Origin of the sequence: Streptomyces sp. NBC_01549, assembly GCF_026339955.1 — a bacterium.
Taxonomy (GTDB): Bacteria; Actinomycetota; Actinomycetes; order Streptomycetales; family Streptomycetaceae; genus Streptomyces.
In genome coordinates this window covers 665,482-689,681 of record NZ_JAPEPW010000001.1, presented here as the reverse complement: position 1 = coordinate 689,681, position 24,200 = coordinate 665,482, and the positions used below count along the sequence as shown (strand labels likewise).

Here is a 24,200-nt window from a genome sequence, read left to right as displayed (position 1 = left end):
CCCGTCTCCTGAGAGGAGCGTCGCCGTGCCTCCCACCGATGCGAGCACCGACGCCGGTACCGCCCCCGTCACCGACCTCGGAGCCGACCCGGGCGCCGGTCCGGGCGCCGGTCCGGGCACGGACAACGAGGACACCCTCGATCTGCGCCTGCCCGACGAGCTCCTCGCGCTCTTCGGCTGCGAGGTCGAGTCGGCCGGGGGCGACGACCTGCTCGACCGCATCGGTGGCTGGGGCCCGATCGCCACTCCCGTGGGCGCCTTCCACCTGGTCCCCGTCCGTGTGGAGCGTGATCTCCCGCTCGTCACCCGCTGGATGAACGACCCCGCCGTCGCGGAGTTCTGGGAGCTGGCAGGACCGGAGTCGGTCGCCGAGGAGCATCTGTGCCGCCAACTCGACGGCGACGGCCGCAGTGTGCCCTGCCTCGGCGTGCTGGACGGCGCCCCGATGAGCTACTGGGAGATCTACCGCGCGGACCTCGATCTCCTGGCCCGGCACTATCCCGCCCGCCCGCACGACACCGGCCTTCACCTCCTCATCGGCGGTGTCGCCGACCGCGGGCGAGGCATCGGCTCCGCCCTGCTCCGAGCCGTCGCCGACCTCGTGCTGGACAAGCGCCCGTCCTGCGCCCGCGTCGTCGCGGAACCTGATCTCCGCAACACCCCCTCCGTCTCGGCCTTCTTGAGCGCGGGCTTCCGGTTCTCCGCCGAGGTCGATCTGCCCGGCAAGCGAGCAGCCCTCATGGTCCGGGACCGGAGCCTGCGCGACCTGTTGTAGCGCCCTGACCTTCACCGCACCGCTCGTCCCGATCCGGTTCCCTGTCGAGGAGTCCCCGTGCCGCATCCATCCGCCACCCCGGCCTCCAGAGCGCTGCCCGCCTTGTACGACCCGCCTGAGCTGCGCAAAGACCGATGGGACCAGGCAGGACGCCGACTGCTCGCGAAAATGATCGGTGAGTTCGCACACGAGGAGATCGTCCGACCGGAGCCGCAGCCGCAGCCACATCGGGAGTCGGTGTCGGAGTCGGATCTGGATCTGGAGGCTCAGCGGGGCGCGGAGGGAAAAGAGACCGTCCTCCGCAGCCGGCACAATCCGGCGACCGGCCTCGATTCCTCCGCCGAACCGGACACCGCGCACCCCTCACCAAACCCCGCCCCCGCCCACCAGAACCCCCCGCGCGAGGACGCCGGCCATGCCGACACCCTCCGCCCCTACACACTCCGCCTCGACGCCGGCGGCAGCCTCTCCTTCCGCGCCCGCCGTGCCTCGTACGACAGTTGGCGCGTCGACCCCGCCTCGCTCACCCTCACCGAGGAGGGCGAGGAGCCGTGTCCCTTCACCGACCCGCTGGGCTTCCTCACCCGGGCCCGCGATACGCTGGAGATCGACGGCGCGACGCTCGGCCACGTGGTCCGTGAGCTCAGCACGACGCTCGCCGCGGACACCCGCCTCGACCGCGACGCCCGTACGGCGGCCGAACTGGCCGACCTCGACTATGCCGAGCTGGAGGGCCACCAGACCGGCCACCCCTGGATCGTGCTGAACAAGGGCCGCCTCGGCTTCTCCGCGACGGACGCCGCCGACTGGGCACCGGAGGCCCGCAGGGCGACGCCGATTCCCTGGATCGCGGTGCACACCACGCTCGCCACCTACCGAGGCGTCCAGAGCCTCCACTCCGCCGAACAGCTCTACGCGCGCGAACTCGCCCCCGCCACGAGGGAGTCCTTCGACGGGGTACTACGCGCGCGTGGGCTCATCCCGGAGTCGTACCTCTATCTGCCCGTGCACCCCTGGCAGTGGGACGATGTCGTGCTGCCGCTGTTCGCGTCCTCCGTAGCCGCCGGGGCGATCGTGCCGCTGCCCTCCGACGGCGACCTGCGGCTGCCCCAGCAGTCGATCCGTACGTTCCTCAATGTCTCGCACCCGGACCGGCACACGGTGAAACTGCCGCTCTCCGTGCTCAACACCCTGGTCTGGCGCGGCCTGCCGACGGAACGCACCCTGGCGGCGCCCGCCGTCACCGCCTGGATGCACGCGTTAAGGGACGCCGACCCGTTCCTGCGGGACACCTGTGGGGTGATCCTGCTCGGCGAGGTCGCCTCGGTGACAGTGAACCACCCTGTGTACGACGCCCTCCCCGAAGTGCCCTATCAGTACAAGGAGTTGCTCGGCGCGATCTGGCGCGAGCCGGTCTCCCGCCATCTGACGCCCGGTGAACGCGCCCGTACCCTGGCGGCGCTTCTGCACACCGACCCGGACGGCCGCGCCTTCACGGCGGAGCTCGTCGCCCGCTCGGGCCTCGCCCCCAATGTCTGGCTGCGCCGTCTCTTCGCCGCGCTCCTGCCGCCGCTGCTGCACTTCCTCTACCGGTACGGCACGGTATTCAGCCCCCATGGAGAGAACGCGATCGTCGTCTTCGACGACCACGACGTCCCCGTCCGGCTCGCGGTGAAGGACTTCGTGGACGACGTCAACGTGAGCGCGGAGCCCCTGCCCGAGCACGCGTCCATGCCGGACGACGTACGGAACGTACTGCTGACCGAGCCGCCGGCCTTCCTGACCCAGTTCATCCACTCCGGACTCTTCGTGGGGGTCTTCCGCTACCTCGCACCGCTCTGTGAGGAACAACTGGGCGTTCCGGAGGCCGAGTTCTGGTCGCTCGTCCGGGCGCAGATCGTCCGTCACCAGGCGCGCTTCCCCGAGCTCAAGGAGCGCTACGAGATGTTCGACCTGCTCACTCCACGGATCGAGCGCCTGTGCCTCAACCGCAACCGACTGCATCTGGACGGCTACCGCGACAGGCCCGAGCGCCCGCACGCCGCGGTACACGGTACGGTCCCGAACCCCCTCCACCGGCCTTGATCATCCACCCGGTTCTCGTTCTCGTTCTTGTACTCGTACTCGTCTTGATCGCGTCCGTCGTCCGGGCCTTGATCGCCCGATTGTCAGTGGCGCCCCGTAGGCTGGCAACGCTATGACAGAGCCCTCACTCCCCGAACTCCTGCATGCCGCCGTCACCGCTGTCGGCGGTACGGAGCGCCCTGGCCAGGTGACCATGGCCGAAGCCGTCGCGGGTGCCATCGACGACAGCTCCCACCTGCTGGTCCAGGCGGGCACCGGCACCGGAAAGTCGCTCGGATACCTCGTGCCCGCGCTCGCCCACGGGGAGCGGGTCGTCGTGGCGACCGCCACGCTGGCGCTCCAGCGGCAGCTCGTAGAGCGTGATCTTCCGCGGACGGTCGACGCGCTGCACCCACTGCTGCGCCGCCGCCCGGAGTTCGCGATGCTCAAGGGCCGGTCGAACTATCTGTGTCTGCACCGGCTGCACGAGGGCGTGCCGCAGGATGAGGAGGACGGCCTCTTCGACCAGTTCGAGGCGGCCGCACCCACCAGCAAGCTGGGCCAGGACCTGCTGCGGCTGCGGGACTGGTCGGACGAGACCGAGACCGGAGACCGGGACGACCTCACACCTGGCGTCTCCGACCGCGCGTGGGCTCAGGTGTCCGTTTCGTCCCGCGAGTGCCTGGGTGCCAGTAAGTGCGCCTATGGAGCGGAGTGCTTCGCGGAGATGGCCCGCGAGCGGGCCAAGCTCGCCGAGGTCGTCGTCACCAACCACGCGCTGCTCGCGATCGACGCCATCGAGGGCGCGCCGGTCCTCCCGCAGCACGAGGTGCTGATCGTCGACGAGGCCCATGAGCTGGTCTCCCGGGTCACCGGTGTCGCCACCGGCGAGCTCACGCCCGGCCAGGTCAACCGCGCGGTGCGCCGCGCCGCGAAGCTCGTCAACGAGAAGGCGGCCGATCAGCTCCAGACCGCCGCCGAGGGCTTCGAGCGGCTGATGGAGCTCGCGCTTCCGGGCCGCCTTGAGGAGATCCCGGAGGATCTCGGATACGCGCTGATGGCACTGCGCGACGCCGCTCGTACGGTGATCTCGGCGATCGGCTCCACCCGCGACAAGTCCGTCCAGGACGAGGACTCCGTCCGCAAGCAGGCTCTCGCCTCGGTGGAGTCGGTGCACGATGTCGCGGAGCGGATCACCAACGGTTCCGAATGGGACGTCGTCTGGTACGAGCGCCATGACCGCTTCGGCGCCTCGCTCCGGGTCGCCCCCATGTCGGTCTCCGGCCTGCTCAGAGAGAAGCTCTTCGCGGACCGCTCCGTCGTCCTGACGTCCGCCACCCTGAAGCTCGGCGGCGACTTCAACGGAGTGGGGGCGTCGCTGGGACTCGCCCCGGAGGGCGCCGAGGGTGACGACTTCCCGCAGTGGAAGGGCGTCGACGTCGGCTCGCCCTTCGACTATCCCAAGCAGGGCATTCTGTACGTGGCCAAGCACCTGTCCCGCCCCGCGCGTGACGGCGACCGCGCGGACATGCTGGACGAGCTCACCGAGCTGATCCAGGCTGCGGGGGGTCGCACGCTGGGGCTGTTCTCCTCGATGCGGGCCGCTCAGCTCGCGGCGGAGGAGCTGCGCTCGCGCATCCCCGAGTACCCGATCCTGCTGCAGGGCGAGGAGACGCTCGGCGAGCTGATCAAGAACTTCGCGGCCGACCCCAAGACCTGCCTCTTCGGCACCCTTTCGCTCTGGCAGGGCGTCGATGTCCCAGGGCCCAGTTGCCAGCTGGTCGTCATGGACAAGATCCCCTTCCCGCGCCCCGACGACCCGCTGATGAGCGCCCGCCAGAAGGCCGTCGAGGACAACGGCGGCAATGGCTTCATGGCCGTCGCCGCGACCCACGCCGCGCTGTTGATGGCCCAGGGCGCCGGCCGCCTCGTGCGGGCCACGGGGGACCGGGGTGTGGTGGCCGTACTGGACCAGCGCTTGGCGACGGCGCGCTACGGCAGTTACCTCAAGGCCTCCCTGCCCGACTTCTGGTACACCACGGACCGAAACCAGGTACGCCGGTCCCTCACCGCGATCGACGCGGCGGCACGGAAGGCCGAGGAGACGGTGGGAGCGGGGGAGACGGAGGAGGCGTAGGTCTTCCCCGCGGAGGGCTGAGGGGCCCGCGCACTCGGCCCGAGGCGGGCCTGCCCGGGTGCCCCTACGGGCGGAGTCGCTCCGCCTCGGATGCCCCACCGGCCGAACAACACCACCCACACGGCCACACCCGGGCCCCGCGAAGACGCCCGCCCTGTGGGCGCCCCAGGTGTCGTGCGTGCTCTCAGACTCGGGATCTTCGCCCCGATCCCACCGTTGATCCCCCGCGCATGCGGTCCGGGGCCTGCGCATGTGGCCCAAGGCCCGCGTATGTCGCCCGGCGTCCGCGCATGTGATGCGGGGCCTGCGCATATCGCTCGGCGCCCGCGCCATATCCCTCGGGTCCTGTGGACGATCCTCCCGCCCCCTCGTCGAGCGAACCCCTTCAGGGGTGCGTACTCGTCGGGGCGCACCATCTCTGGACGCCGCGCATGCTGCCCCCCCGTCTGACCCCCGGAGGGCAACGCGCAGGGCCCCGGAACCGGCGCAGGTGGTCCCGGGGCCCGGTCTAGGGCGGGGCGGGGTGTCCCGCCCGGCGTGTGCTGTCACACGCGCCGCAGCACCGCCACCACCTTGCCCAGGATGGTCGCCTCGTCGCCGGGAATCGGCTGGTAGGCGGCGTTGTGCGGGAGGAGCCACACGTGGCCGTCCTCGCGCTTGAACCGCTTCACCGTGGCCTCGCCGTCGAGCATGGCGGCCACGATGTCTCCGTTCTCCGCGACCGGCTGACGGCGGACCGTCACCCAGTCCCCGTCGCAGATGGCGGCCTCGATCATCGAGTCACCGACGACCTTGAGGACGAACAGCTCGCCGTCGCCGACCAGCTGCCGGGGGAGGGGGAAGACGTCCTCCACCGACTCCTCGGCCAGGATCGGGCCACCGGCGGCGATACGGCCGACGAGCGGGACGTACGACGCGGCCGGCTTGCCCGCCGTGTCCGTGGGCTGTGCCGAGGACTGGTCGGAGCCCCGAACCTCGTACGCCCGCGGTCGGTGCGGGTCGCGGCGCAGGAAGCCCTTGCGCTCCAGTGCCATCAGCTGATGGGCGACAGAGGAGGTGCTGGAAAGGCCGACAGCCTGTCCGATCTCCCGCATCGACGGCGGGTACCCGCGCCGCTGCACGGAGTCCCTGATGACCTCGATCACCCGGCGTTGCCTGTCGGTGAGTCCCGAGCTGTCGGCGCGGATGCCTGGAGGTCGCCCTGGCAGGGAGCGCTTGGGCCCCTCAATATTCGTGGCTTCGTTCATCGCATGCACCGGCTCGAGTCGGCCCTGGGAGCGGTCCTGGGCAGTGATGGTGGCACTGTCTGCGGTGGTGGTCACGTCGGCCCCTCTCGATGGTCTCCCTGCTGGACAACGGTAGTTGCTTTCGAAAGGTTGCGCCAAACACACGTTCGAGTGAAAAATCGCGGATTGTCTGTCGTGATCATGTGTCTGGGTGTATGGCTCACGCTGCATCCGGCGGACAAAAGGGCTCATTGCTGTACTCTTCACCGCCGGGGCGCTGGCCGTGCCGACAGTTGCGGGCCGCGGCCCAGTCTGCCATCCGACGCCCCGCCGGCCGGGTACCGGCCCCCTTCGGCGCGCTGACCACGGTATCTCCGTGTGTCCGGGATCGGTATGTCCGTGCGGCACATGCCATCACGCGTGCGACACGCGCATCCTGGGCGAATTTTCGGTTCGATCCCCACATCTAGTGGTTGGATTGCTACAGCAGCCCAGAAGTTGTGGTCCCCCGGGTCTTCGAGCCTCCAGTCATCGCCTATGCTTGGGGCTGCTTCGAGGGGCCCGTGAGGTCTCACGAGGTCTATGAGTCGTGCTGTGAAGGAGGGTTGGAGCCATGCACTGCCCCTTCTGCAGGCACCCCGACAGCCGCGTCGTCGACAGTCGTACGACCGATGACGGCACGTCGATCCGCAGGCGCCGCCAGTGCCCCGACTGCTCCCGTCGTTTCACGACGGTGGAGACGTGTTCGCTGATGGTGGTCAAGCGGTCCGGCGTCACCGAACCGTTCAGTCGTACCAAGGTCATCAATGGCGTGCGCAAGGCGTGCCAGGGGCGGCCCGTCACCGAGGACGCGCTCGCCCAGCTCGGCCAGCGGGTCGAGGAGGCGGTGCGGGCCACCGGAAGCGCCGAGCTGACCACCCATGACGTGGGTCTGGCCATACTCGGCCCGTTGCAGGAGCTCGACCTTGTCGCCTATCTGCGGTTCGCGTCCGTGTACCGGGCGTTCGACTCGCTCGAGGACTTCGAGGCCGCCATCGTGGAACTCAGGGAAGAGACGGGGCGGCGCCCCGCCGCGGACGAGGAAGACGCGGGCGAGGCGGATGTGAACGTGGCAGCCGCGGACGCGCAGCGCCCGGAAAGTGATCGCGGGACCGGAGGGACTGTCCACGTCCCCGTGCCCGCCAACGCCGCCGACTGACGCAAGGGCCGACTCGCGTCGGCCCCCATCGGTGGCGACCAAAGACCTGTTGCGGGCGGCCGCGTGGCGGCGCGCGCAGCACCAGACACACACCGTGCCATGGGAAGAACGTGGCACTTCAGGGCGTTTTAGCCCGATACAGGGAGGCGGCATGACAGAGACGGCGAGCGGTCCGGCACGAGGTTCCCGCGCCAAGGGCACCAAGGCCACCAAGGGACTGCGCATCGAGCGCATCCACACCACCCCCGGCGTGCACCCGTACGACGAGGTGGAGTGGGAGCGCCGTGACGTCGTCATGACCAACTGGCGCGACGGCTCGGTCAATTTCGAGCAGCGTGGCGTCGAGTTCCCCGGCTTCTGGTCGGTGAACGCGGTCAACATCGTCACCAGCAAGTACTTCCGCGGTGCTGTGGGCACCCCGCAGCGTGAGGTGAGCCTCAGGCAGCTCATCGACCGCATCGTGAAGACGTACCGGAAGGCCGGCGAGGACTACAAGTACTTCGCCTCGCCCGCCGACGCCGAGATCTTCGAGCACGAGCTGGCGTACGCCCTCCTGCACCAGATCTTCAGCTTCAACAGCCCGGTCTGGTTCAACGTCGGGACGCCTCAGCCCCAGCAGGTCTCGGCCTGCTTCATCCTGTCCGTCGACGACTCCATGGAGTCGATCCTCGACTGGTACAAGGAAGAGGGCATGATCTTCAAGGGTGGCTCCGGCGCCGGCCTGAACCTCTCGCGTATCCGCTCCTCCAAGGAGCTCCTGTCCTCGGGCGGCAACGCCTCGGGTCCCGTCTCCTTCATGCGCGGTGCCGACGCCTCCGCGGGAACGATCAAGTCGGGCGGCGCCACGCGCCGCGCGGCCAAGATGGTCATCCTCGACGTCGACCACCCCGACATCGAGGACTTCATCGAGACCAAGGTCAAGGAGGAGGAGAAGATCCGCGCCCTCCGTGACGCGGGCTTCGACATGGACCTGGGCGGCGACGACATCACGTCCGTCCAGTACCAGAACGCCAACAACTCGGTCCGTGTGAACGACACGTTCATGAAGGCGGTCGAGGCGGGCGGCAAGTTCGGTCTCACCTCCCGTATGACCGGCGAGGTCATCGAGGAGGTCGAGGCGAAGGCGCTCTTCCGCAAGATGGCCGAGGCCGCCTGGGCCTGCGCCGACCCGGGCATCCAGTACGACGACACGATCAACCGCTGGCACACGTGCCCGGAGTCCGGCCGTATCAACGGCTCGAACCCCTGCAGCGAGTACATGCACCTGGACAACACGTCCTGCAACCTCGCCTCGCTGAACCTGATGAAGTTCCTCAAGGACGACGGCAAGGGCCACCAGTCCTTCGAGGTCGAGCGCTTCGCCAAGGTCGTCGAGCTGGTCATCACCGCGATGGACATCTCGATCTGCTTCGCGGACTTCCCGACCCAGAAGATCGGCGAGAACACCCGCGCCTTCCGTCAGCTGGGCATCGGCTACGCCAACCTGGGCGCCCTCCTGATGGCGACCGGACACGCGTACGACTCCGACGGCGGTCGCGCCCTCGCGGGTGCCATCACCTCCCTGATGACCGGCACCTCGTACAAGCGTTCCGCCGAGCTCGCCGCGGTCGTCGGCGCGTACGACGGCTACGCCCGCAACGCGCAGCCGCACCAGCGCGTCATGAAGCAGCACTCCGACGCCAACGCCGTGGCCGTCCGCATGGACGACCTGGACACGCCGATCTGGGCCGCCGCCACGGAGGCCTGGCAGGACGTGCTGCACCTCGGTGAGAAGAACGGCTTCCGCAACGCGCAGGCCTCGGTCATCGCCCCGACCGGCACCATCGGTCTCGCGATGTCCTGCGACACCACCGGCCTCGAGCCCGACCTCGCGCTGGTCAAGTTCAAGAAGCTGGTCGGCGGCGGTTCGATGCAGATCGTCAACGGCACCGTTCCGCAGGCCCTGCGCCGCCTGGGCTACCAGGAGGAGCAGATCGAGGCGATCGTCGCCCACATCGCCGAGAACGGCAATGTGATCGACGCCCCGAGCCTCAAGCACGAGCACTACGAGGTCTTCGACTGCGCCATGGGCGAGCGCTCCATCTCCGCGATGGGCCACGTCCGCATGATGGCCGCGATCCAGCCCTGGATCTCCGGTGCGCTCTCCAAGACGGTCAACCTGCCGGAGACGGCGACCGTCGAGGACGTCGAAGAGGTCTACTTCGAGGCGTGGAAGATGGGCGTCAAGGCGCTCGCGATCTACCGCGACAACTGCAAGGTCGGCCAGCCCCTCTCCGCCAAGACCAAGGAGAAGGAGAAGGTCGAGGTCACCGCCAAGGCCGAGGCGACCATCCGCGAGACGGTCGAGAAGGTCGTCGAGTACCGCCCGGTCCGCAAGCGCCTGCCCAAGGGGCGCCCCGGCATCACCACCTCCTTCACGGTGGGTGGCGCCGAGGGTTACATGACCGCCAACTCCTACCCGGACGATGGTCTCGGCGAGGTCTTCCTGAAGATGTCGAAGCAGGGCTCCACCCTCGCGGGCATGATGGACGCCTTCTCGATCGCGGTCTCCGTGGGTCTGCAGTACGGCGTGCCTCTGGAGACGTACGTCTCGAAGTTCACGAACATGCGCTTCGAGCCGGCCGGTATGACGGACGACCCGGACGTGCGGATGGCGCAGTCGATCGTCGACTACATCTTCCGTCGCCTGGCGCTGGACTTCCTGCCCTTCGAGACCCGCTCCGCGCTCGGCATCCACTCCGCCGAGGAGCGTCAGCGGCACCTGGAGACGGGCTCCTACGAGCCTTCCGACGATGTCGACATGGACGTCGAGGGCTTGGCCCAGTCCGCGCCCCGTGCGCAGGAGCTGAAGGCCGTCGCCACTCCGAAGATCGAGGTCGAGGCGGCGAAGCCCGCCCCGAGGCAGGCCCACACCAGTGCCGAACTGGTGGAGATGCAGCTGGGCATCCAGGCGGACGCCCCCCTGTGTTTCTCCTGCGGTACGAAGATGCAGCGGGCCGGCTCCTGCTACATCTGCGAGGGCTGCGGCTCGACCAGCGGTTGCAGCTGATCTGAAGCCCTGAAGGGCGGCACGACCACCGGTCGTGCCGCCCTTCGGCGTTTTCTCGCTCCTAGGGAGAAGGCTGTTTCAGGCGTCTCCTACGGAGCGGGTTGTTTCAGGCGTCGTGTCGCGTGCCCATGACACGCGGGAACGCCGCCGGGTCCGTGTCGTAGCCGTGGATCCCCGGATGGAAGGTCCACTCTCCGGAGGCGTCACGTACGAACTCGCCGACGGTCGCGGCCGTCGCCCCCAGGACGCCGCCGAAGTTGTCCTCGGCCAGCACGGTGTAGCCCTCCCGCATGCGCAGGCCCGGGTTGAGGACACCGACGAACGACTTGTGGCCGGAACGCTGCTGGATCAGCACGCCCACCACCACGCGCGTGTAGTTGCTGTTGAGCCGGTCGAGTTCCAGCGTCATGACCTCGTCCCAGCCGAAGCCCTTGCCGTCTTTGCTGTCCCGGTTGAGGTAGATGGTGCCGTCCGGGGAGCGGCTGTCGAAGTGCACCACGTAGGCGGGACTTCCGTACGGATCGGTGGCAACGTACGTCGCCGCGATGATGTCGAGGTCGGTCGCGGGCTCGCCGACGGGACTCGGGTCCCATTTCACCGCGAGCTCGACCTTGCGGATGCCCTTGTTGAGTCCGTTCATCGGATCTACCCCTCCCCGTTCCCCGTCTGCTTCCGGCCCCAACTGCTCCGCGGTCAAGGCCGGTTGTCCATCGTGCCACGCGCGCGGGGGCGCTCGCGCGGGTGCACTCTGCCGGAGCGTGACCGACGCCACGCTCCGTGGCCTTACGATGGCGCCGTGCTGGTCAAGTGGATTCGCTGCACCGTGGTGGACCGCCGCGGTTTCGAGCGGGGGCAGCGAAAGTGGGCGGGGCTGCTGGGTGAGCCGGGATTCCGGGGGCAGGGTGGCGGCTGGAGCCGGGGGCGGCCCGGGGTGGCGCACATCTTCGCCTTCTGGGAGAGCCGTGCCTTCTACGACTCCTTCATGGCCCGCTCGCACGACCGGCTGGCGGCCGCCCAGTCGGGCACCTTCAAGGACGTACAGGCCAAACTCTTCGATCACCGGTTCGATGTGAAGACCGGTTTCGAGCCGCGCTTCACGGAGGCCGACGTGTTGCGGGTGGCCCACTGCCGTATCCACGAGGAACGGGCCGAGCACTTCGCGCTGATGCAGGAGAAGGTCTGGAATCCCGCGATGGCGGGCTCGCCCGGCATGGTGCGGGGCCTGTTCGGAGAGGCGCCGGGCCATGAATTCCTGATCCTGTCCATGTGGCAGTCGGCCGCCGAGCACGGTAAATACCGGGCCGAGCGCGTGGAACGGCTCGCGCTGCGCGCCCAGACGGAGGCCGACGTCGCGGCCCTGGCCGGCGACATAGTGGCGCTGGAGCCCTCGTGGACGGTCTGACCGGAGGGTCGGCCGCGGGTGTGATCTGCGCGGAAGACGTGTGACCTACGCCGTATGCGGCCCCTAGGAGTGCTCGATCGGCCGTCAGCCGTTTTAGGGTCTTGGCATGGTTCGACCACGGCGTATCGTCCTTGTCCGGCACGGCGAGTCAGCGGGCAACGCCGATGACACCGTGTATGAACGCGAGCCCGACCACGCTCTGGCGCTCACCGAGAAGGGGTGGCAGCAGGCGGAGGAGACGGGAAAACGGTTGCGGGAGGTCTTCGGACGAGAGCGCGTAAGCGTTTACGTGTCGCCGTACCGCCGTACCCACGAGACGCTCCGCGCCTTCCACCTCGACCCCGAGCTCATACGGGTGCGCGAGGAACCGCGGCTGCGCGAGCAGGACTGGGGCAACTGGCAGGACCGTGACGACGTACGCCTCCAGAAGGCCTACCGGGACGCGTACGGGCACTTCTTCTACCGCTTCGCGCAGGGCGAGTCCGGCGCCGACGTGTACGACCGGGTCGGCGGCTTCCTGGAGAGCCTCTACCGGAGCTTCGAGGCCCCCGACCACCCGCCGAACGTGCTCCTGGTGACCCACGGTCTGGCCATGCGCCTGTTCTGCATGCGCTGGTTCCACTGGACGGTCGCGGAGTTCGAATCGCTGTCGAATCCCGGGAACGCCGAGATGCGGATGCTCGTCCTCGGCGACGACGGGAGGTACACGCTTGACCGTCCGTTCGAACGCTGGCGTGAACCCGAGTCGTACGGGGGCACAGGGATAGAGTGGCAGGGCGATGACCTCTGATTCCTCTCCTGACGGGCGCCTGGACCGCGCCCTGGCCAGCCTGCGTGGACTCGCGGTGGGGGACGCGCTGGGTTCGCAGTTCTTCATGCCCGTGAACTACCCGCTGCTCAAGCGACGCGAGCTGCCGTCCGGTCCCTGGCAGTGGACGGACGACACCGAAATGGCCTCCTCCGTAGTGGCTGTCCTGGCCCGGCACCGCCGCATCGACCAGGACGCGCTGGCCGGCTCCTTCGCCGATCACCACGACGTGGACCGGGGCTACGGCCCCGCGGTCAACCAGCTGCTCCGGCAGATCCAGGAGGGGGGCGACTGGCGGGAACTGGCGTCCGCCCTCTTCAAGGGGCAAGGTTCGTGGGGCAACGGCGCCGCGATGCGGATCGCCCCTCTGGGGGCCTGGTACGCGTATGACCCGGAGCAGGCGGTCCACCAGGCGGAGATCTCGGCCTACCCCACCCACCAGCACCGTGAGGCCGTCGTGGGCGCCATGGCCGTCGCCGCGGCCGCCGCGCTGGCGGCCGACCCGGCGGGCCCGCCGAGCGCCGAGGCGCTGCTCGACGGTGTCGTCGCGCTCGTCCCGCGCAGCGCCGTGGGCGCGGGTCTGCGGCGTGCCCGCGACATGCTCGACTACGGGGACACCGCGACGGTCGCCGCCGTACTGGGCTGTGGGCGGCGCACGACGGCGCACGACACGGTGCCGTTCGCGCTCTGGTCTGCGGCGCGGGCCCTCGGCGACTACGAAGAGGGCTTCTGGTCGACCGCCCAGGTGGGCGGCGACATGGACACGACCTGCGCCATCGTGGGCGGTGTGATCGCCGCGGGCGAGGCGGGGGCGCCGCCGGGGGAGTGGGTGGAGCGGACGGAGCGCCTGCCGGGCTGGGTGCGGGTGGGGGCGTAGGCCACCGGGCGGTCCGGTGGCGCCCCGGGAGTTCCCTTGTGGAGCGCCTGCCCCATGCGGGGGCGGGGCCGGGTCTTCGTGCTCTGTCGGCTTCGCAGGCCCGCGCAGGGCTCCGTATGTCGCGTGCGTATGGCTCGTGAAGTACGGGCAGGGCTCTCCGCAGTCGGCGACTCGTAGGGGTGTCGTGCCGTACGGGTCGGTTGTCGGCGCCGTACAGCGGCCGCGTGCTGGGCCGACTGTGATGCCGTATCCCGGCCTGACGGCCCGCCCCGCGGGGGCCGGCCCACGCGCAGGGATGCCGGCCCCCGCGCGTGGGCCGGCCCCTGGCAGGGGCGTAGGGGCCATCCCCCGGTGTCGTGCGCGTGCGCAGGGGCTGCCCCCGATGTCGTACGTCACACGACCTGCCCCTGGTGCCCGTGCGTCCGCAAGGGCCGCCTCGGTGCCGTGCAGCCGCCCGTAAGGCCCGGCCCCCCGTGTGTCGTCCCGCTGCGGATGGCCGGACCGAGGTTCTCGCCGTCTGTCCCCGGACCGGGGTCCGGGGACAGTAGCGCCCGCGTCAGCCCCCCGCGGGCCCCGCCGTGCCCGCCAGGGCCTCCAGGTCGCTCTTGCGGACCCGGATCACCAGTGCGGCGGTGGCCAGGGCCAGTACAGCCATCGCGACGGCCGGTATGAAGGCCGTCGAGATGCCGTGGGCGAGCACGTCGTGGCCCCACGGAGCGGGCAGCTGGCGGGTCTTGGCGAACTCCGCCTTCTGCTCGGGTGAGGCGTTCGCCAGGAACTTCGGCAGCTGCTTCTCCGCCTCGTTCCGGCTGGCCGTGCCGAAGACCGTGGTCAGGATGGACAGGCCGAGTGAACCGCCCACCTGCTGGGTGACGTTGAGGAGTCCGGACGCGGCGCCTGCTTCGTGCTGGGCGACGCCGGAGACCGCGGTCACGGTCAGGGTTACGAAGTTCAGGCCCATGCCGAAGGCGAAGAGCAGCATCGGGCCGAGTACCCCGCCGACGTATGTGCTGTCGGGGCTCATGAAGGTCAGCCAGCCGAGCCCGAGCGCGACGAGGCTGGAGCCGACGACCATGAACGGCTTGGGCCCGAGGACCGGCAGGAACCGCTGCGACAGCCCCGCCCCGATGCCGATCGCCGCCGTCACGGGGAGGAAGGCCAGACCGGCCTGGATCGGGCTGTACCCCAGCACGTTCTGCACGAACAGGACGATGAAGAAGAACATCCCGAACATCGCCGCGGCCAGACTGAGCATGATCACGTACGTGCCGGAGCGGTTGCGGTCGCCGAACATCCTCAGCGGGGTGATCGGTTCCTTCGCCCGGGTCTCGATGAACGCGAAGCCCAGCAACAGGATCACCGCCGCGGCGAAGGACCCGATCGTGAGGCTGTCGCGCCAGCCCTCCTCCGAGGCGCGGATGAACCCGTACACCAGGGAGGCCATACCGGCCGTCGACGTGAGCGCGCCCGCGATGTCGAAGCGTCCCGGATGGCGCTCGGACTCGTTGATGTACATCGGGGCGAGCACGGTGATCAGCACACCGATGGGCACGTTGACGAAGAGCACCCAGCGCCAGTCGAGCCACTCGGTGAGCATGCCGCCCGCAAGGAGCCCGATGGCGCCGCCGCCCGCGGAGACCGCGGCGAAGACGGCGAAGGCCCGGTTCCGTTCCGGGCCCTCGGGGAAGGTGGTGGTGATGAGTGCCAGCGCGGTGGGCGACGCTATCGCGCCACCCACGCCCTGGAGGGCTCGCGCGGCCAGCAACTGCCAGGGTTCCTGGGCGAGTCCACCGAGCAGCGAGGCGAGCGTGAACAGCATGATGCCGGTCATGAAGACCCGGCGCCGACCGAGGATGTCACCCGCACGGCCGCCGAGAAGGAGCAGGCCACCGAAGGTGAGGGTGTACGCGCTGATCACCCAGGTCAGGTCGGTCGTGCTGAATTCGAGCGCGTCTTGAATGTGCGGGAGGGCGATGTTCACAATCGTCGAGTCGAGTACCACCATGAGTTGGCAGGCCGCGATGACGGCGAGTGCGATGCCGGGATGCCCCTCCCGGCGGGCCGCTCCTGGTTTTGAGTCCTGGATCAACTGAGAGGTTGTCACTATGGGTCCCCCACAAGTGCGTTAGTGAACGCTCGCGTTCACTGTTGCGTCAACGGTAGTGAGTCCCCGACAGTGAACGCAAGCGTTCACTGAAGTCGCCGCCGGTTGTCGCCACTTGGCTGCTCGCTCTCCCCGAACTCCCCGCTCCCCCATGCACAACGGAGACACTCAGATGGTTACTTCGCATTGGACGGCCGCTCCCGCTCAAGCGGCCTCCCTGCGCCGACGCGGTGCCGTGCTCGAACGCGCGATCCTCGAGGCCGCGCTCGAGCAGCTCAGTACGGTCGGCTGGAACGGCCTCACGATGGAGGGCGTCGCCGCCCGGGCTCAGACCGGCAAGGCCGCGGTCTACCGCCGCTGGCCGTCCAAGGAGGACCTCGTGGCGGACGCGCTGAAGGCCGGGCTGCCGAGCCTGACGGTGGCGCCCGACCTCGGAAGCGTCCGGGAGGACCTGCTGGAACTGTGCCGACAGGTACGTGAGGCGATGTACTCGCAGTCCGGCTTCGCACTGCGCTCAGTACTTCACGAATGCGACGTGGCGCAGGCGGAACGCTTTCAGAGCCTGATCATCGGAGGTGTCGTCGAGCCGACCAAGCATCTGCTCCGAGACATCGTTCACCGCGGAATCGAGCGGGAAGAGGTCCGACCGGACGCCGCGAACTCCTACGTCTTCGATGCTATTCCGGCGATGATGATGTATCGCTCGAAGGTGTGCGCGAGCGAATGGGGTGAGCGGGACCTGGAGGAGATGATCGACCAGCTGATGGTCCCGCTGCTGCGGCGGACGGGGGACGGCCCACGGGCGGCCGGGGCCTGAATCCGGGGATCGTCGGGCCGCTGGTTCGTCGGTGGTTCGTCGCTGGTTCGTGGGTGGTCGGACGGCTGACGTGGGGACGGTCGGACGGTGGGTTCGAGGATGGGCGGATGGCTGGTTCGCGGGACGGGCGGATGGCTGGTTCGGGGGACGGCCGGGTGGCTGGTTCGGGGGACGGCCGGGTGGTTGGTTCGGCGGCGGGCGGGTGTCCGGTGAGTGGATCTTCGGTTGACTGATCCATGCCGGCTGCGGGGCGGTGGTCGCTCAGGGAAACCTGGGTGTCGCGAGGCGCTCCGGGCGGCGTAGGCTGAGGGCGCCATGCCGTACGAACCACCCACTCACACCGTCGAGCGCTCCCTCCGCGCCACGACCGGAGCGAAGATCATTGCCGGTGTCGACGAGGTGGGCCGTGGTGCGTGGGCCGGCCCGGTCACCGTCTGCGCCGCCGTCACGGGACTGCGCCGTCCGCCCGAAGGCCTCACCGACTCCAAACTCCTCACCGTCAAGCGCCGTACCGTGCTGGCCGTGGAGTTGGAGAAATGGGTGACGTCCTACGCCCTGGGGCATGCCTCTCCTGAGGAGATCGACGACCTGGGGATGACGGCCGCACTGCGCCTGGCCGCGGTGCGGGCTCTGGAGGCCTTGCCCGTCCGCCCCGACGCGGTCATCCTCGATGGGAAGCACGACTACCTCGGGTCGCCGTGGCGGGTTCGCACGGTGATCAAGGGTGACCAGTCCTGCGTGGCCGTCGCGGCGGCCTCGGTGATCGCCAAGGTTCAGCGCGACAAAATGATGGCCGAACTGGGTGTCGACCATGCAGACTTCGGTTTTGCGGCCAACGCCGGGTATCCCTCTCCGGTGCACAAGGCCGCACTGGAGGAACAGGGCCCCACTCCGTACCACCGGCTGTCATGGGCGTATCTTGATGCGCTGCCCCAGTGGCGGCACCTCAAGAAGGTCCGCAGTTGGGCGGACGGAAGCGGTCCGGAGATCGAAGGTCAGCTCGGCTTCGATTTCTGACGGTTCCGCTCGCACTCATGTGCCACCCGCCGACGCGAGTCGCACCGGTGTTTGATAAAAATCAGCTCATGCCTCTCATTCCCGAGGAGCCTCAGATTCACGAGAGTGCCCAGGGTCCCCGCGCTACTCCGGCCAGTGGCCGCACCGCGCCGACCCCCCGTCCCGTACCCGGTCCCCGTCCCGCGGCCCCGCCGCGTCCCGGACGTCCGGGACCTGTCCGGCCGACGCCGGCCCAACGCACCCCGCGCGAGCCGGTCGCGGCCACGCCGGGGTCGTCCGCCCCGGCGGCCGCGCCCGCTGCCGCCACCCCACAGGTCCAGCTGATCCCGGCCTCGGCCGAGGGTGCGCTGGACGCCGCCGAAGAAGCGGTCGACCTGCTGTTGGAGTCGGGCCGAGCCCCTGGTGAGGTGCTGGTGATCACCACCGGCGAACCGCACCCGTGGGCCGCGCACGAGCTCTCCTTCGGCGAAGCCGCCTACTGGGCGCAGCACGACGCGGGCGACGACGTCTTCTACGCCGACGCCTCCGTCGCGGGCCGGGCTGTTTCCCGTCCCGTGGTCGTGGTCGCCATCAATGGCGGTCCCGACGCTGCCGCCGCCACCGCCCTGCCCCTGGCCCTCGGCCGGGCCGGCGCCCTGCTGATCGTCTGCGGTGACCCGCAGCAGATCAACTTGGTGCTGGGCGCCGGGGTCTGAACGAATCCCGGACACCTGTCCGGGATTCGCTCGGGGTGATGCCTCAGGTGTGACGGTGGTGCCGCCGCGGCATCACCTGTACGGCGGTCGTTCTGGCGTGCTCGGAGCGTGCGTGGAGCGTTGCCCGGAGTGTGCGCGGGGTGTCTCGCGCGGGGTGTCTCTACGAGATGCGCCACCGTCGTACGTCCCGGTGGACCGTCCGTGTGCTCCGGAGACGCGCGTACGCCTCTGGAGCGGGCGCAAGCGCTACGGCGCTGCCCCGCCCCCCCGCCAGGTCGCGTGCGCCGTGGTGGCCGCCACGGCCCGGGCGGACGTGCCTGGGTCACAGGGGCGAGTACCCGTCGGGGCCCTTCAGAGGCCTTGAGGGCGGTCCGACGCCTGGGGCGGGCGCGAGGCTTTGCGGGCGGCCGGTTCAGCGGGCGGCCGCCCGGCGCAGCACCTCCGACGCGACGCCTCCGGTTCGCGGAAGCGGCGGCGGTGCCTCGGCCAGGGCGAAGGACTCCGGCGGGGAGTCCGTGTTCGGACGGCGTCCGCCACGGCCCTCGCCGAGTACCTGCCAGCCGTCGTGCGTCAGCGTGATGTACGCCCCGCAGCGCAGTCCGTGGAGGGTGCAGGCGTCCCGCAGCCCCCACATCCACGCCCCGTCCTCCTCGGTCCAACGCGCGTCGCCCTCACGGCAGTAGAGCAGCACGGCGGTGCGCACCGGGGTGCGACGCCGCAGGTCGTGCGGGATCACCCGGCGCAGCTGCGCGAGCAGGGCGTTGCGGAACATCCAGCCGTCGGCCGGAGCCGACCGCCGGGTGAACGAGGCGCTCGCCCGCAGCCGCTCGTCCGCGTCGAGGACGGCCACGACGGCGGTCGTGGGTCTCGGCCGGTGCCGTGCGTGCAACCCGCTGACGACCTCCCGGGGATTGCGCAGCAGCGGAATCCCCGCGGCGGCCCATTCGGCGGGTTCGAGCATGCGGGTCAGTGGGTTGGCGGAAGCGGCGGACAGATCGGCAGACGTCGACATGGATGCCGCCGAGGACGGAGCGAATCCGAAGGTCACGGTCCTCCCTTCGGCTACGCGCCCACACAGCGGGCGGGGTCGGACTTGGGGGAGCGCACGCCGCAGCAGAGCCCTACCGGATCACGGGCGAGCCGTGCGGGGAGCGGACCTCAATTCTTCCTGTCGAACTTGGTTGCGGCAACGAGCAATTGGGGCCACCGACCGTTTTCCGACTATACGTCGTGTATATCCCTGCCCACTGTTCTCGATGGCGACACATGGGCCACGGTTGTACGGCCAGGACCAGCGGTAACACCCCCCGCGCTCCGATCGTCGCAGCATGCGCGCGGCGACCGCGAGCATCCGTCCCGTCTCGATGGCGTCCTCCACGAGCAGCACGGGATCGCCTGCTTCCTTGAGGACGTCGGGGTTGTCGAGCCGCTCCGGGCCACCGAACTGGGGCGGCATTCGCATTCCGGGCGGGAATGGCGCCTTGACCTGCGTAAACGCGTTGATCGAGAGGGTTGTGGCCGGGCGCTCCATGCCGGCCATTCTCGATCGACGCATGGTCGGTGGACCGACTGCGAGTCGGGTGTCACGCTGGGTGAATTGGCCGAGTGTCAGTGCCATCGGGTTGCATGGGGGCATGGACAACCAGGAGCTCCGCACCGAAGCCGACGCCATCCTCGCTGAGCTCGTCGGTGACCCGGGGGGCTCGGCGCGGCTGCGGGAGGATCAGTGGCAGGCGGTCGCGGCTCTGGTGGAGGAGCGCCGGCGTGCGCTCGTGGTGCAGCGCACCGGCTGGGGCAAGTCGGCGGTGTACTTCGTCGCCACCGCGCTGCTGCGCCGGCGTGGCTCCGGCCCCACGGTGATCATCTCGCCGCTGCTGGCGCTGATGCGTAACCAGGTCGAGTCGGCGGCGCGCGCCGGGATCCAGGCCCGCACGATCAACTCGGCCAACCCGGAGGAATGGGACGCCATCCACGCGGAGGTCGAGCGTGGTGAGACCGACGTTCTCCTCGTAAGTCCGGAACGTCTCAATTCTGTAGATTTCCGCGAGCAGATGCTGCCCAAGCTCGCGGCCACGACCGGTCTGCTGGTGGTTGACGAGGCGCACTGTATTTCGGACTGGGGCCATGACTTCCGTCCGGACTACCGTCGGCTGCGGGCGATGCTGGCCGAGCTTGCCCCGGGTGTGCCGGTGCTGGCCACCACCGCGACCGCCAACGCGCGGGTGACGGCGGATGTGGCCGAGCAGTTGGGTACCGGCGTCGGGGAGGCCCTGGTGCTGCGCGGCCCGCTGGAGAGGGAGAGTCTGCGGCTGGGTGTGGTGCAGCTGCCCGATGCCGCGCATCGCCTGGCGTGGCTGGCCGAGCACCTGGACGAGTTGCCGGGCTCCGGGATCATCTACACGCTGACGGTGGCCGCGGCCGAGGAGGCGACCGCCTTCCTGCGGCAGCGCGGCTTCACGGTCGCGTCGTACACGGGCAAGACGGAGAACGCCGACCGGCTGCAGGCCGAGGTCGACCTGCAGGAGAACCGGGTCAAGGCGTTGGTCGCGACGTCGGCCCTCGGCATGGGCTTCGACAAACCGGACCTGGGTTTCGTGGTCCATCTCGGCTCGCCGTCCTCCCCGATCGCCTACTACCAGCAGGTGGGTCGTGCGGGGCGCGGCGTGGAGCACGCGGAGGTGCTGCTGCTGCCGGGCAAGGAGGACGAAGCGATCTGGCGCTATTTCGCCGATACCGCCTTCCCGCCCGAGGCGCAGGTCCGCCAGACTCTCTCGGCGCTCGCCGGTGCGGGACGGCCACTGTCCGTGCCGGCCCTGGAGGCGGTGGTGGAGCTGCGGCGTACCCGCCTGGAGACCATGCTCAAGGTGCTCGACGTGGACGGGGCGGTCAAGCGGGTGAAGGGCGGCTGGATCTCCACCGGAGAGCCGTGGGTCTACGACTCCGAGCGGTACGCCTGGGTCGCTCGACAGCGCGCGGCCGAGCAGCAGGCGATGCGCGATTACGTGAGCGCGTCCCAATGCCGGATGGAGTTCCTGCGCCGACAGTTGGACGACGAGGGGGCCATCCCGTGCGGCCGTTGCGACAACTGCGCGGGGGCATGGGTCGATTCCGCTGTCTCGTCGGAGGCGTTGACGGGTGCGGCGAAGGAACTGGACCGCCCGGGAGTGGAGGTCGAGCCGCGTCGGATGTGGCCGACGGGGATGCCCGCACTGGGCATTGACCTCAAGGGCCGCATCCCGGTCAAGGAGCAGTGCTCCACCGGGCGTGCCCTGGGGCGGCTCTCGGACATCGGCTGGGGCAACCGGCTGCGCCCGCTGCTGGCCGAGAACGCGCCTGATGGGCCGGTGCCCGACGATGTCCTGAAGGCCGCGGTGGCCGTCCTCGCCGACTGGGCGCGCTCTGCGGGAGGTTGGGCGACGAATGCCCCGGACGCCTCTGCCCGGCCGGTCGGAGTCGTCGCTGTGCCGTCCCTGGCTCGCCCGCAGCTGGTCGCCTCCCTCGCCCAGGGAATCGCGACCATCGGTCGCCTCCCCCTGCTGGGCACCCTGGCGTACACCGGGCCGAGCGGCGCGCACGCGGCACGCCGCAGCAACTCCGCCCAACGCCTCAGGGTGTTGTCCGGCACTTTCACCGTTCCTGAGGACCTGGCTGCCGCCCTGGCGCGCACTCCCGGCCCCGTCCTGCTCGTGGACGATCACACCGACTCCGGCTGGACCCTCGCGGTCGCTGCCCGCCTCCTCCGCCAGTCAGGCAGCGATCAGGTTCTCCCATTGGTCCTCGCCGCGGCAGGCTGAGCCTCTTCACTCCGTGAGTGCGACGCCTCTGAGTGTGATCGGACGCGTCGCCTTCGCCGTGGTGAGCACGCCCCGCCTCCGCCGGCAGGGCGCGAGCTCGCGGCTGACAGCATGAAGGCACGGCGAACGCCCGCGGATCAGGTCGGACGCCCCACGGTGCTCGCCCGCCCCTTCCCCGACGCGGCGGCGGCCCCGTACCTGACGTACCCGGCGGCGGACCGGCTCTCGCGTAGGTGCTCGACTGGACGGTCGCACGCTGAACGCCAGGGGCGAAGGCTTTATGCAACCCGATGGGGTGGCCATCGCGCGAACGAGGTCGCCGGGTTGTGGACAAGTCGTGTCGTGGCCATGCCCATGGTTATCCACAGGCCGAAGCGGAATTTCGAGATCCGCGGGATGGTCACGGCATGACGAATCACAGCGAAGCGGCCGGCACGTCCGGCGACAGTGACATCAGCGGGCGCGGTCGGCACGGGGAAGGCAGCGTGGGCCGTGCGCCGAGTGGGCGCGGGGGACGGGGTGAGCACGCAGGGCACGACCTGCCCGGGGAACACCAGGTGACCCTGCGTACACCGGCCGAACTGGCCGACGCGCTTCCGTACCTGCTCGGATACCGGCCCGAGGACAGCATCGTGCTGGTCGCCCTGCATGACGGGGAGAGGCGAGGTCGCTTCGGCGGGCGGGCTCGGCTCGGCATCCCCGCCCACGCGGACGACTGGCCGTCCGTGGCCGATCAGCTGGCGCAAGGACTGGTGAAGGGAAGCGAGCGCAGGGGGGCCCGGCCCGAGAGCATGGTCGCCTACCTCTGCCAGGAGCCGGGGCCCACAGAGTCGGGACGGGACGTCATGGAACGTCTGCGGCCCCTCGCGCAGTTGCTGCGCACGGCCTGCGGTCGCCTCGACGTCCCCGTCGTCGAAGCCCTGTGCATCTCCGACGGCCGTTTCTGGTCGTACTGCTGCCCCGGGCAGGGGTGCTGTTCGTCCGAGGGGCAGTCGATGGGACTGCCCGGTACGTCCGTCCTTGCCGCCGCAGCGACCTACGCCGGACTCCACGTGCGCGGATCGCTGCGGGAATTCACCGCTCGGTTCATTCCCTGGGAAGGCGCGGCCGGACGAGAGCAGCAGGCCGCGCTCGACACGGCGAGCATGGCCCTGGTTCCCAGGATCCTCGACGCCGAGGGCCGCGCTGAGGTGGCCGAGGAGACCCTCGGACTGGCCCGGCAGATCAGGAAGCGGTTCGCCGACGCCCCACCCGTGTCCGGTACACGCCCGGCCGACCTCCGCGACGACGGTCTCCTGGAACACGACGAGGCTGCCGACCTGATCCTCGGACTTCAGGACCGCACGACGCGTGACCGCGCCGCCGAGTGGATGGAGGGCGACGAGGCCGGCCCGGCCCTGCGCCTCTGGCGGGCACTGGCCCGCCGCTGCGTCGGCCCCTACGGCGAGCACGCGGCGGCACCCCTCACCCTCGCCGGGTGGGTCGCCTGGTCGACCGGTGACGAACTGGAGGCCCGCGAAGCCCTGGCCATGGCACTCGGCGCCGATCCCGACTACCTCTTCGCCCGCCTTCTGCACCAGGCGTGCAACGAGGGCCTCAACCCGGAGTCGATCCGCCGCTGTCTGCGCGCGGAGCGCACCGGCCGGACGGGAGCGGAAGCGGAACAGCCATCGGTTCCTGATAGCTCGGCGCCGCGCGATGCCGCCGAGCCGGAGGGCACCCCGAACCGTCGCCGTCGCAGGGCACGCACGGCGGGCATCGGGGGATCGCGCGGAAGTGGGCGTCACCCCGGGGCGGCTCGTCTCTCCCGGCGTCGACCCACCGATGAGGCCGCGCCCGGCGGGGAGGGACCGGGCCGCGCGCCCGAGGCGGCGAGCGAACGGGCACGGGTCCGCCGCAAGGGTGGTCGGCGGGTCGCGGGGGAGGAGACGTGAGCGTGCGAGGCGGGGCGGATCGACGAGGATCGGGTCGGGTGACACATGGCATGCCCTGGGCACCGGATGTCACTCCACTCGACGCGGCGCCACGCGCCCGCCCGCGCGGCATGGGCGGACGCCAGGCACGCGCGATCCCCAAGGCCGACCCCTCGGCACCCACCGAACAGGTACCAGCCGTCCGTGGCATGCCCTACCGACCGTCCCACCGCCATTCGGTCGGCATGCGCGGCCCAGGGCGTGACCCCGGACGGGGCCGTTCCGTTCGCCTGTGTGGCGGTACCCGTGGCCGGGCCGCGCCGC

Annotated in this window: 17 protein-coding genes; 13 read left to right on the top strand and 4 right to left on the bottom strand. The window is 70.0% G+C overall.

What is annotated here, in order from left to right:
• The first annotated feature begins 25 nt into the window (after positions 1-25).
• The 3 genes from OG819_RS02875 to OG819_RS02865 all read left to right on the top strand — a co-directional run bounded on the left by OG819_RS02875 (position 26) and on the right by OG819_RS02865 (position 4,976).
• The gene (locus OG819_RS02875; protein WP_266629435.1) at positions 26-775 is read left to right on the top strand and encodes a GNAT family N-acetyltransferase; all 750 of its coding nucleotides are present in this window, start codon (positions 26-28) and stop codon (positions 773-775) included.
• A gap of 57 nt (positions 776-832) precedes the next feature.
• Positions 833-2,860, top strand: coding sequence for an IucA/IucC family siderophore biosynthesis protein (locus OG819_RS02870; RefSeq protein ID WP_266647857.1), 2,028 nt, complete (start codon positions 833-835; stop codon positions 2,858-2,860).
• Between the two features lie 112 nt (positions 2,861-2,972).
• Positions 2,973-4,976: an ATP-dependent DNA helicase gene (locus OG819_RS02865; protein WP_266629439.1), complete on the top strand. Its 2,004-nt coding sequence runs from the start codon at positions 2,973-2,975 to the stop codon at positions 4,974-4,976.
• Positions 4,977-5,521: 545 nt separating this feature from the next.
• Here the strand turns inward: OG819_RS02865 and lexA are convergent.
• The gene (gene lexA / locus OG819_RS02860; RefSeq protein WP_266430282.1) at positions 5,522-6,298 is read right to left on the bottom strand and encodes a transcriptional repressor LexA; all 777 of its coding nucleotides are present in this window, start codon (positions 6,296-6,298) and stop codon (positions 5,522-5,524) included.
• A 517-nt stretch (positions 6,299-6,815) separates the two neighbouring features.
• Here lexA and nrdR point away from each other — a divergent pair.
• Together nrdR and OG819_RS02850 are read left to right on the top strand one after the other, a co-directional pair.
• Entirely contained in the window at positions 6,816-7,400 is a 585-nt protein-coding gene (gene nrdR / locus OG819_RS02855; protein ID WP_266430280.1) for a transcriptional regulator NrdR, read from the top strand.
• Between the two features lie 151 nt (positions 7,401-7,551).
• Entirely contained in the window at positions 7,552-10,449 is a 2,898-nt protein-coding gene (locus tag OG819_RS02850; RefSeq protein ID WP_266629442.1) for a vitamin B12-dependent ribonucleotide reductase, read from the top strand.
• 106 nt (positions 10,450-10,555) lie between these two features.
• Here the strand turns inward: OG819_RS02850 and OG819_RS02845 are convergent, their stop codons facing one another.
• The gene (locus OG819_RS02845; protein WP_266430275.1) at positions 10,556-11,089 is read right to left on the bottom strand and encodes a TerD family protein; all 534 of its coding nucleotides are present in this window, start codon (positions 11,087-11,089) and stop codon (positions 10,556-10,558) included.
• Positions 11,090-11,245: 156 nt separating this feature from the next.
• Between OG819_RS02845 and OG819_RS02840 the strand changes: the two genes are divergently transcribed.
• The 3 genes from OG819_RS02840 to OG819_RS02830 all read left to right on the top strand — a co-directional run bounded on the left by OG819_RS02840 (position 11,246) and on the right by OG819_RS02830 (position 13,536).
• Positions 11,246-11,851: a YdbC family protein gene (locus OG819_RS02840; protein ID WP_266629444.1), complete on the top strand. Its 606-nt coding sequence runs from the start codon at positions 11,246-11,248 to the stop codon at positions 11,849-11,851.
• 106 nt (positions 11,852-11,957) lie between these two features.
• Positions 11,958-12,641 carry a histidine phosphatase family protein gene (locus tag OG819_RS02835; RefSeq protein WP_266629446.1) on the top strand — a complete coding sequence of 228 codons (684 nt, stop codon included), beginning with the start codon at positions 11,958-11,960 and terminating at the stop codon, positions 12,639-12,641.
• Positions 12,631-13,536 carry an ADP-ribosylglycohydrolase family protein gene (locus tag OG819_RS02830; protein ID WP_266629448.1) on the top strand — a complete coding sequence of 302 codons (906 nt, stop codon included), beginning with the start codon at positions 12,631-12,633 and terminating at the stop codon, positions 13,534-13,536. Before OG819_RS02835 ends, OG819_RS02830 begins: the two co-directional genes overlap by 11 nt.
• Before the next feature lie 556 nt (positions 13,537-14,092).
• Here the strand turns inward: OG819_RS02830 and OG819_RS02825 are convergent.
• A complete protein-coding gene (locus OG819_RS02825) occupies positions 14,093-15,640 on the bottom strand; it encodes an MFS transporter (RefSeq protein WP_266647855.1) in 1,548 nt (515 codons plus the stop codon).
• Between the two features lie 172 nt (positions 15,641-15,812).
• On the opposite strand from OG819_RS02825, the gene OG819_RS02820 reads away from it, so the two are divergent.
• From OG819_RS02820 to OG819_RS02810, 3 genes are all read left to right on the top strand, one after another.
• Entirely contained in the window at positions 15,813-16,457 is a 645-nt protein-coding gene (locus tag OG819_RS02820) for a TetR/AcrR family transcriptional regulator (protein ID WP_266647854.1), read from the top strand.
• Between the two features lie 315 nt (positions 16,458-16,772).
• Positions 16,773-17,474, top strand: a complete 702-nt coding sequence (locus OG819_RS02815; RefSeq protein WP_266629454.1) for a ribonuclease HII — start codon at positions 16,773-16,775, stop codon at positions 17,472-17,474.
• Between the two features lie 68 nt (positions 17,475-17,542).
• Positions 17,543-18,169 carry a hypothetical protein gene (locus OG819_RS02810; protein WP_266629456.1) on the top strand — a complete coding sequence of 209 codons (627 nt, stop codon included), beginning with the start codon at positions 17,543-17,545 and terminating at the stop codon, positions 18,167-18,169.
• Positions 18,170-18,581: 412 nt separating this feature from the next.
• Here the strand turns inward: OG819_RS02810 and OG819_RS02805 are convergent, their stop codons facing one another.
• Positions 18,582-19,217: a hypothetical protein gene (locus tag OG819_RS02805; RefSeq protein WP_266629463.1), complete on the bottom strand. Its 636-nt coding sequence runs from the start codon at positions 19,215-19,217 to the stop codon at positions 18,582-18,584.
• Between the two features lie 586 nt (positions 19,218-19,803).
• Here OG819_RS02805 and OG819_RS02800 point away from each other — a divergent pair.
• Both OG819_RS02800 and OG819_RS02795 read left to right on the top strand, forming a co-directional pair.
• On the top strand, positions 19,804-21,963 hold the full coding sequence (locus tag OG819_RS02800) for a RecQ family ATP-dependent DNA helicase (RefSeq protein WP_266629465.1): 2,160 nt from the start codon (positions 19,804-19,806) through the stop codon (positions 21,961-21,963).
• A 407-nt stretch (positions 21,964-22,370) separates the two neighbouring features.
• Positions 22,371-23,897, top strand: coding sequence for a DUF4192 domain-containing protein (locus OG819_RS02795; RefSeq protein WP_266647853.1), 1,527 nt, complete (start codon positions 22,371-22,373; stop codon positions 23,895-23,897).
• The last annotated feature ends 303 nt before the right edge of the window (positions 23,898-24,200 follow it).

Coding starts and splice junctions, on each gene's coding strand:
- OG819_RS02865 (WP_266629439.1), top strand. CDS start 2,973: ATGACAGAGCCCTCACTCCCCGAACTCCTGCATGCCGCCGTCACCGCT.
- nrdR (WP_266430280.1), top strand. CDS start 6,816: ATGCACTGCCCCTTCTGCAGGCACCCCGACAGCCGCGTCGTCGACAGT.
- OG819_RS02850 (WP_266629442.1), top strand. CDS start 7,552: ATGACAGAGACGGCGAGCGGTCCGGCACGAGGTTCCCGCGCCAAGGGC.
- OG819_RS02845 (WP_266430275.1), bottom strand. CDS start 11,089: ATGAACGGACTCAACAAGGGCATCCGCAAGGTCGAGCTCGCGGTGAAA.
- OG819_RS02835 (WP_266629446.1), top strand. CDS start 11,958: ATGGTTCGACCACGGCGTATCGTCCTTGTCCGGCACGGCGAGTCAGCG.
- OG819_RS02830 (WP_266629448.1), top strand. CDS start 12,631: ATGACCTCTGATTCCTCTCCTGACGGGCGCCTGGACCGCGCCCTGGCC.
- OG819_RS02820 (WP_266647854.1), top strand. CDS start 15,813: ATGGTTACTTCGCATTGGACGGCCGCTCCCGCTCAAGCGGCCTCCCTG.
- OG819_RS02815 (WP_266629454.1), top strand. CDS start 16,773: ATGCCGTACGAACCACCCACTCACACCGTCGAGCGCTCCCTCCGCGCC.
- OG819_RS02810 (WP_266629456.1), top strand. CDS start 17,543: ATGCCTCTCATTCCCGAGGAGCCTCAGATTCACGAGAGTGCCCAGGGT.
- OG819_RS02800 (WP_266629465.1), top strand. CDS start 19,804: ATGGACAACCAGGAGCTCCGCACCGAAGCCGACGCCATCCTCGCTGAG.
- OG819_RS02795 (WP_266647853.1), top strand. CDS start 22,371: ATGACGAATCACAGCGAAGCGGCCGGCACGTCCGGCGACAGTGACATC.